The following is an 8,372-nucleotide window of genomic DNA, read 5'->3' as shown; positions in this document are numbered from 1 at the left end:
GAGGCGATGACGACACCCGACTGCCACATCTGCGGCCAGGAGGCCCGACTGGACGCGCTGCCGCTCAGCGAGCGCATCGTCGTCGACGAGCACTGGCGGGTCGCCCACGCCTTCGACACCGCACTCCCCGGCTGGCTGGTCCTGCTCCCCCGCCGCCATGTCACGGCGGTCCATGAGCTCACCGACGCGGAGGCGGCGACACTGGGAACCTGGCAGGTGCGGTTGTCCCGGGCACTCCATGAGGTGACGGGCTGCGTCAAGACGTACGTCGCGCAGTTCGCCGAGCGCGAGGGCTTCTCGCACGTGCACTTCCACGTGATGCCGCGCAGGGCGGACCTGTCGCAGGAGCTGCGCGGACCGGGCATGTTCGCCCTGCTCGGGCGGCCTGCGCCGGAACGGGTGGCGGCCGGCCTGATGGACGACATCGCCCGCTCCCTTCACACCCGCCTCACCTCGTCGCCCCAACACCCGGCGGGCGAAACCGAGTTCTGAGCCGGAGCCAGCCGGAGCGACGGTCGGGGCGCTGTCCCCCGGTATGGGGTGCCGGCGCGGACGCGATGCATAGGGGGTGTGCGGTGCCGGCGCGGAGGCGATGTCCAGGTCGCCCGCCGTCCGGAGAGGGAACGGCGAGGGCGTCCTTCCCGGCCCGGAGCGCGTGGTCGCCCGGCACGCGGCGAAGGACGCGCGGATCCCCAGCATGAAATCTGTGACGGCACGCACCCACCGCGGGGCTCAGCGGCTCGGCACGATGCCTGCCACGCGGTCGACGGCGCGCAGTACGTCGGCCCGCGAGACGTCCCGGTGGGTGATCAGGCGCAGCCGACCGCCCAGTGACAGCGCGCGGACTCCCACGCGCCCGAAGTCCTCGACCGCCTTGGCCACATCGGGTACCTGCACCATGACGATGCCCGTCTCGGGCTCCACCGCGTCCCAGCCGAGTTCGCGCAGGCGCGCCTGCGAGAATGGGGGCAGCGTCGGCGTCAGTCAGAGCGTGCCGCGGATGATGGAGGAGCGCTGTGCCACTGCCCTCGACCCCCTTGCGGAAGCTGGGGTTCTTGACCATCGGGCTGTTCGACCAGGACGATCCCGGCCGCGGCCACGAGTCGACACTCGGGATCATCGAACTGGGTGAGCGGCTCGGCTTCGACAGCGCTTGGGTGCGCCACCGTCATCTGCAGTACGGCATCTCCTCCCCCGTCGCCGTGCTGGCCGCGGCCTCTCAGCGCACCCGCCGTATCGAACTGGGTACCGCGGTCATCCCGGTCGGCTGGGAGAACCCGCTGCGGCTGGCCGAGGACCTGGCCACCGTCGACCTCCTGTCCGGAGGCCGCCTCAATCCGGGCGTGAGCGTCGGTCCGCCGATGCACTACGAGCAGGTCAAGCACGCCCTTTATCCGGAGACGGCCGACGCCGAGAACTTCGGCTACGAGCGCGTGGAACGGCTGCTGGACTTCGTGCGCGGCAAACCGGCAACCGACTTCAGCGGGATCGAGGGCTTCGAGGTGTTCTCCGACCGCGTCCAGCCCCACTCCGCGGGTCTGGGCCGCCGTATGTGGTACGGCGGCGGCAGCCTGCGGTCCGCGCGCTGGGCCGGTGAGCACGGAATGAACCTCTTGACCAGCAGCGTCGTGAAGGCGGAGGAGTCCGAGGACTTCGCCGAGGTCCAGCTCTCACACGTACGGGCCTTTCGCGCCCATCATCCCGACGGCGAGCGTGCCCGCGTCTCCCAGGGACTCGTCGTGATCCCCACGGACAGTGCCTCGCCGGAGCAGCGCGCGAAGTACGAGGAGTACGCGCGCAAGCGGCTGCCGCGCACCGCCGCTCCGCAGGGGCCGGCGCGCTTGATGTTCGCGCCCGATCTCGTCGGCACCTCGGAGCAGATCGCCGAGCGGCTCCACGCCCACGCCGCGTTCCGGGAAATCGACGAGGTCGCCTTCGCGCTGCCCTTCACCTTCGACCACGACGACTACGTCCAGATCCTCACCGACATCGCCACCCACCTCGGCCCGGCACTGGGCTGGCGGCCGGCGGCCTGAAAGCAGGCGGCGCGCAGTCGATGCGTCTCGTCGCTCAAGGCCGCAGGCGGGGCGCCTCGTCGTCCGGAGTGTCCGGGCTCGCGAAGTGGAAGGGCACCGCGAGATGGGCGGCCAGGGCTCTGCCGGCCCTGTCCGCCGCGGCCGCCGCCGGGTGGCGCGGGCCGGGGTCCTCGTCACCGAAGTGCCGCGCGGCCGTGCTCCGGTAGATGGTGGCCAGCGGTTGCTCGCCCGCGGGGTCGGCGGTGACGGCCAGCAGGTTCACGAACCAGTCGTGGACGGTGTCGCCGTCCCAGACGGCCTCGATCGCCACGACGCGGCCGGCGGCGCCGGTGGCACGGGCGGACAGGGACTCCAGGTCGAGCGGGCTTTCGGGGGTGCGGGCGACCCGGTCGCCGTGGTGGAGGTACCGGTCGTGGACGAGGAGTTGGGCGTCATGGAGGCCCAGACCGCGGGCGCGGCCGGCCTCGAAGGCGATGCGGATCGCCTGAAGGCGGGCGTCCTGGAGGACGTATCCGTCGACCTGGTCGCGGATGCCGGCCGGCAGCAGTTCCCAGCACCGGCCGGTGGGGATGTCGGTCATTCGCTTTCCGCCCGTCCTTCGTATCCGTGCGGCCCGTGCGGCCGGGCCGTGGTGCGACGTCGGCCACGGAAGGTGCGGCGCAGATCGTCGACCCAGGCATCGGGGACTTCCCAGGGGATGAAGTGGCCGCCGTGGTCGTGGGCGGTCAGGTTGACGTGGTGGTACCAGTCGGCGCGGTCGCCGGCGAGCCAGTTCTGGATGCGCTGCTCGCCGGTGGTGACGCCGGGCGGGTTCTCGTAACCGACGAAGGTGATGCCGGTGGGGGCCTCGACGACCGGCCGGCGATCGTGGGAGGGGGCCCAGGGGTAACGGTTGGCGTTGGCGTAATAGCGCATCGAGGTTCCGATGGCGTTGTTCACCCAGAAGATCGTGGCGTGGGTGAGCAGGTCGTCCTTGGAGAAAACGTGTCGCACGTCGCCGTGGTTGTCGCTCCAGTTCGCCCAGCGTTCCAGGATCCATGCGAGCAGTCCGACCGGTGAGTCGGAGAGCCCGTGCGCGAGCGTGCTGGGCGCGAGGACATGGGCGGCGAGGTGGACGGCGAAGCGCCGTTCGAAGGCGACCAGTTGGCGGCGTACGGGCTCGGGCAGGCCCTCGGGGATCGGTTGGCCGCCACTGAGGTCCCAGGCCCGGTCGCCGTTGAAGAAGTCGAGCTTCAGGCCGGAGCCGATGTGGATGCCGTGCAGTTCGTCGGCGTACTTGTGACCGAGCTGGCCGGTGACTAGGGCACCGACGTCGCATCCGGCGGCGGCGTACTTCTGATGGCCGAGCGTGCCGGTCATCAGGGTGTGCCAGAGGTCGGCGACCTTCCAGAAGTTCATGCCGGGGTGGTCCGGCAGCGGGGTGGAGAAGCCGAAACCGGGCAGCGAGGGAACGATGACGTCGAACGCGTCGTCCGGGTCGCCACCGAAGGCGGCCGGGTCGGCGAGCGGGTCCACGACCTTGGACCAGTGCCAGAAGGTCCAGGGCCAGCCGTGGGTGAGGATGAGCGGCGTGGGGTCGGGGCCGACGCCGGGTCTGCGCATGAAGTGGACCGGAACGCCCTGGACGCTGACCTTGTAGTGCTCGTAGGCGTTGATCGCGGCTTCCGCTGTGCGCCAGTCGTAGTGATGGAGCCAGTGGTCGGCGAGTTCCTGGAGGTGGCCGCGGCTGACGCCGTAGGACCCGTCGTCGTTGCCCGCGTCGTCGGACCATCTCGTGAGCCGCAGCCGCGCCTTGAGGTCGTCGAGGACGGCGTCGGGGACATGGATGGGGGCGGGTTCCAGCGGGAAGCGTGCAGTGGCTGCCATGGAATGTCCTTCCGCGTCGGGAGAAGTGGCCGCGCCGGCGATCAGCGCTCGGTGTCCATCAGCGCGGCCATCCGTGCCAGCGCGGGCAGGGCGGCGCCGATGTCGCGGCGTTCCTCGGGAGTCAGGGCTTCGAGCAGCTGCGAGAACTGCCGGATGCGGTCTTCGTGCCGGGTCCGGACGATCTGGGCACCGGCGGGGGTGACGCCTACGAGCACCGCGCGGCCGTCTTCGGGGTCCGGACGCCGCTCCACCAGGCCCTCGCGTTCCAGTCGGCTGACGAGTTGGGTGATGGCGGGCTGGGTGACCTGTTCACTCGCCTTCAGCATGGTCATCCGCATCGGCCCCTTGTGGGCCAGCGTGTGCAGGACCGACAGCGTGGTGAAGCTGTGCTTCTCGGTGGCCGGCAGGCGGATGGACCTGCGGGTGAAATCTCCCAGCACAGCGGCGAGTTCCGCTGCGTCGAGGCCCTGCTGACTCCGTGATGCCATACCCCGAATGTATCACCGATTTATTTAAATCGATTATGCAATTGCTCATCGGCAGCCGACCGCGCGCACGGACGTACAACGGCGGTTCGGCTGGGGCCCCGAGCCGGGGAGTCGGGGCCCGTCAGTCCTTGAGGCGGTCTATCTGCCGGATCTTGTTGGTCGCGTCCAGGGCGGCGACCTTGTAGGACTCGGCGAGGGTCGGGTAGTTGAACACCGCGTCGACCAGGTAGTCGACCGTGCCGCCGCAGCCCATCACGGACTGGCCGATGTGGATGAGTTCGGTGGCGCCGGTACCGAAGCAGTGGACCCCGAGCAGTTTCCGGTCGTCGGGGGAGACCAGCAGCTTGAGCATGCCGTGCGAGTCGCCGATGATCTGGCCCCGGGCCAGTTCGCGGTAGCGCGAGATGCCGACCTCGAACGGTACGCAGTCTTCGGTGAGCTGATCCTCGGTCCGCCCGATGAAACTGATTTCCGGGATGGTGTAAATGCCGATCGGCTGGAGGTCGTGCATCCGGTTCACCGGCTCGCCACAGGCGTGGTACGCCGCCGTGCGGCCCTGTTCCATCGAGGTGGCGGCGAGCGCAGGGAAGCCTATGACATCACCGACGGCGTAGATGTGCGGCACCTCGGTGCGGTAGTGCTCGTCCACCGTGATCCGGCCCCGCCGGTCGGCGGACAGGCCGGCCTTGTCCAGGTCGAGTTCGTCGGTGAGCCCCTGCCGTCCCGCCGAGTACATCACCGCGTCCGCGGGGATCTTCTTGCCGCTCTCCAGGACCGTCAGGGTGCCTCGGGGATGACGTTCGACCGCGGCGACGGTCTCGCCGAACCGGAAGGTGACGGCCAGGTCCCGCAGGTGGTACTTCAGCGACTCGATCACCTCGACATCGCAGAAGTCGAGCATCCCCGGCCGCTTCTCGACCACCGTGATCTTGCTGCCGAGCGCGGCGAACATGGAGGCGTACTCCATGCCGATCACACCGGCCCCGACGATGACCATGGAGCGCGGCACCTGCTCCAGGTTCAGGACGTTGTCCGAGTCCATGATCGTCCGCCCGTCGAACTCGACGCTCGCGGGCCTGGCCGGACGGGTACCGGTGGCGATGACGATGTGATCGGCGATCAACTGCCGTTCGTCACCGTTCACTTCCTGCAGGGCGATGGTGTGGTCGTCCACGAAGCGGCCGGTGCCCGCGAAGAGGGAGACGTGGTTGCGGGACAGCTGACTGCGGATGACATCGACTTCGCGGCTGACCACGTGCTCGGTACGCGCGGTCAGATCGGCGACGGTGATGTCCTCCTTCAGCCGGTAGCTCTGGCCGTACAGATCGCGCTGGGAGAGGCCGGTGAGATAGAGGACCGCCTCCCGCAGCGTCTTGGAGGGGATGGTCCCGGTGTGGATGGAGACCCCCCCGACCATGTCGGGGCGGTCGATGACGGCGACCCGACGGCCGAGCTTGGCCGCGGCGATGGCGGCCTTCTGGCCGCCCGGGCCGGATCCGATGACGAGCATGTCGAAGTCGGGCATCCTCCGGAGTCTGGCAGCCCGCGACCTTCCACCGAAAGGGTGAACCGGTGATCTTTCGTAAAGGGTTGATCCGGCGTCGGCTGCGCGGCGTGACCGCTGGGCCCCCGTGCACGGGGACGACCGGCGCCCCACGCCGGGTTCGACCCGCGCTGCTCCCGGACGACTGTCCACGGCTCGCGCGGCGGGCCGGGCGGCCTCGCCGCGATGCTGCCGGCCGGACGCCGGCCCCGACGGGAGGGAGAACCCGGGGAGACGGCACCCGGGAGCGGCCGTCGGGGAGCTGACGAAGGCGGGCGGGACGGACCGTCCACGGGCCGGAGATCCGGCGGCGAGGGAGCCGCTAGCCGAATCGCTCACGGCCGTCCCCGCTGTGGGCTAGATTCGGGAATCCTCGACACCGGCGGCTCTGGGTGAGGCCACGTTGAGGAGAATTCCGGAGCGGCGCATGCACCAGTCCGAACTTCCTCCACCGGCTCCAGCACAGATGCAGGGGGGCCTCGCCGACAGTCTCTTCGAAACGGCACACCGCACCCCCGACCACCCCCAACTGGCGCGCCGCCCCGATGCCTTCGCGGCCTGGACACCGGTGACCGCCGGGGAACTGTGGGGTGAGGTGGTCGACCTGGCGCGGGGACTCGTCGCCTCGGGCATACGCCCGGGCGACCGCGTGGCCATCATGGCGCGCACGCGCTACGAGTGGACCGTGCTCAACTACGCGCTGTGGTCGGTGGGCTCCGAAATCGTCCCGATCTACCCGACGTCCTCGCACGACCAGGTCGCGTGGATCCTCAAGGACGCACACTGCGTCGCTGTGGTGGTCGAGGACGAGCAGGGTGTCATGACGGTGGGCTCGGCGTGCGCGTCGCTCCCGTTCCTGCGCCACGTCTGGCAGTTGGACACCGGCGCGCTGGCACAGTTGGTGCAGCGGGGCCGGGCGATCCCGGCGACGACGGTCGACTCACTGCGCCGGATCGTGCTGCCCGACTCGACGGCGGTCATCGCCTACACGTCGGGCACCACGGGACCCCCCAGGGGCTGCGCCCTGACGCATCGCAACCTGGCGAGCCCCTGCGACACGCTGCTCGAAGGCTGGAGACACACGGCGGCGCCTCCCGGAGAACAGCCCGCCATCCTCGCCTTCCTGCCCTTCTCCCACGTGTACGGCCTGATGATCCAGGGGCTCTGTCTGCGGGGCGGCTTCCTGATGGGGCACGAACCCGATCTGCGGGAGGAGGCGCTCTCCGATGCGATGCTGTCCTTCCGTCCGACCTATCTGTACGCGGTTCCCTTCGTCTTCGAGAAGATCTACAAGAACTTCCTGCGGTCGGCTCAGCGGGCGGGCCGCAGCGCGCTGTTCGAGCGGGCCGTCCGCACCGCGCAGGATTTCGCCCTGGCCGAGGAGCGTCAACGGCTGGGCACGGGCCCCGGCCCCGGCTTCGACCTGCGCCTGCAGCATTCCCTCTACGAGAGGACGGTCTACAGGAGGCTGCGCGCCGCGCTGGGCGGGCGGGTGTGCGGCGCGGTGTCGGGCGGCTCGCCTCTCAATCGTGAACTCGCCCTCTTCTACGCGGGAATCGGGATCCTCGTCCACGACGGGTACGGGCTCACGGAGACCGCCGGAGGCATTACGGCCCAGCCGGTGGGGCGCGAGAAGCTCGGCACCGTCGGACGCCCCCTGCCGGGCACCGACATTCACGTGGCCGACGACGGGGAGATCTTCGTCTGGGGGCCCTCGGTGTTCCAGGGATACATCAACGACGCCCGGGCCACCGAGGCCTCGTTCCTGAACGGTTGGCTGGCCACCGGGGACATCGGGCGTCTGGACTCCGAGGGCTATCTGACCATCACCGGGCGCAAGAAGGACATCATCATCACGAGCGGCGGCAAGAGCGTGGCGCCGGCGGCGCTCGAGGAGCTGCTGCGGGTCCATCCGCTCATCGATCAGGCCGTGGTGGTGGGCGACAACCGGCCCTGTGTGGGCGCCCTCATCACGCTGGACCCCGAATTCGTCGCGCACTGGCGCCGGTCCCGGGCCAGGGGTGACACGCCGGCCCGGGACGCGCGCGAGGAGAACGAACTGCGGGAGGAGGTCAGACGCGCGGTCGCCGCGGCCAACAGCACCGTGTCCCGCTCCGAATCCATTCGGGTGTTCCGCGTCCTCCCGGAACCCTTCGACCTGGCCAACGGACTGCTGACACCCTCGATGAAGTTGCGCCGGGACGCCATCGCCCGGCGGTTCGCCGCCGAGATCGAGGCGATGTATCAGTCGTCGTCACGGGTTCCGCGGGGGTACGCGTCCGGTGAGCCCTCGGTCTGGGAGGACCCGGACAACGTGTTCCGGTGAAGGTGAAAGGCACGGGAGCCGGCGCGGCGCGGGACGTAGGTGCCTCCCAGGAGGGACCTCAGAGGCGTCACACGGCTCCTGACGTCCGGCTGAGTGGTGGTGATGTTCATGCC

At 69.9% G+C, this 8,372-nt stretch carries 8 protein-coding genes; 3 read left to right on the top strand and 5 right to left on the bottom strand.

Annotated elements, in window-relative coordinates:
• The first annotated feature begins 6 nt into the window (after nucleotides 1–6).
• Entirely contained in the window at nucleotides 7–492 is a 486-nt protein-coding gene (locus ACFVXA_RS07785) for an HIT family protein (protein WP_390024214.1), read from the top strand.
• A gap of 240 nt (nucleotides 493–732) precedes the next feature.
• Here ACFVXA_RS07785 and ACFVXA_RS07780 read toward each other — a convergent pair whose 3' ends face one another.
• The gene (locus ACFVXA_RS07780; RefSeq protein ID WP_390024212.1) at nucleotides 733–924 is read right to left on the bottom strand and encodes a hypothetical protein; all 192 of its coding nucleotides are present in this window, start codon (nucleotides 922–924) and stop codon (nucleotides 733–735) included.
• Nucleotides 925–1,016: 92 nt separating this feature from the next.
• On the opposite strand from ACFVXA_RS07780, the gene ACFVXA_RS07775 reads away from it, so the two are divergent.
• Complete coding sequence (locus tag ACFVXA_RS07775; RefSeq protein WP_362021312.1) at nucleotides 1,017–2,036, top strand: LLM class flavin-dependent oxidoreductase; 1,020 nt, start codon at nucleotides 1,017–1,019, stop codon at nucleotides 2,034–2,036.
• Nucleotides 2,037–2,070: 34 nt separating this feature from the next.
• Here ACFVXA_RS07775 and ACFVXA_RS07770 read toward each other — a convergent pair whose 3' ends face one another.
• The 4 genes from ACFVXA_RS07770 to sthA all read right to left on the bottom strand — a co-directional run bounded on the left by ACFVXA_RS07770 (nucleotide 2,071) and on the right by sthA (nucleotide 5,915).
• Nucleotides 2,071–2,616 (bottom strand): hypothetical protein, encoded by a 546-nt coding sequence (locus ACFVXA_RS07770; RefSeq protein WP_362021315.1) that lies wholly within the window; start codon nucleotides 2,614–2,616, stop codon nucleotides 2,071–2,073.
• Nucleotides 2,613–3,902 (bottom strand): epoxide hydrolase, encoded by a 1,290-nt coding sequence (locus ACFVXA_RS07765; RefSeq protein WP_362021318.1) that lies wholly within the window; start codon nucleotides 3,900–3,902, stop codon nucleotides 2,613–2,615. The genes ACFVXA_RS07770 and ACFVXA_RS07765 overlap by 4 nt, the downstream gene beginning before the upstream one ends.
• A 41-nt stretch (nucleotides 3,903–3,943) precedes the next feature.
• Nucleotides 3,944–4,390 (bottom strand): MarR family winged helix-turn-helix transcriptional regulator, encoded by a 447-nt coding sequence (locus ACFVXA_RS07760; protein WP_390024210.1) that lies wholly within the window; start codon nucleotides 4,388–4,390, stop codon nucleotides 3,944–3,946.
• Nucleotides 4,391–4,511: 121 nt separating this feature from the next.
• Nucleotides 4,512–5,915, bottom strand: a complete 1,404-nt coding sequence (sthA, locus tag ACFVXA_RS07755; protein WP_390024208.1) for a Si-specific NAD(P)(+) transhydrogenase — start codon at nucleotides 5,913–5,915, stop codon at nucleotides 4,512–4,514.
• A gap of 445 nt (nucleotides 5,916–6,360) precedes the next feature.
• Between sthA and ACFVXA_RS07750 the strand changes: the two genes are divergently transcribed.
• Complete coding sequence (locus tag ACFVXA_RS07750) at nucleotides 6,361–8,259, top strand: AMP-dependent synthetase/ligase (protein WP_390024206.1); 1,899 nt, start codon at nucleotides 6,361–6,363, stop codon at nucleotides 8,257–8,259.
• Nucleotides 8,260–8,372: the final 113 nt, after the last annotated feature.

It is taken from the genome of Streptomyces sp. NPDC058246, assembly GCF_042881985.1.
Taxonomy (GTDB): Bacteria; Actinomycetota; Actinomycetes; order Streptomycetales; family Streptomycetaceae; genus Streptomyces.
Note: the sequence above shows the minus strand (reverse complement) of the source record. Positions and strands in the feature narration are given on the sequence as shown.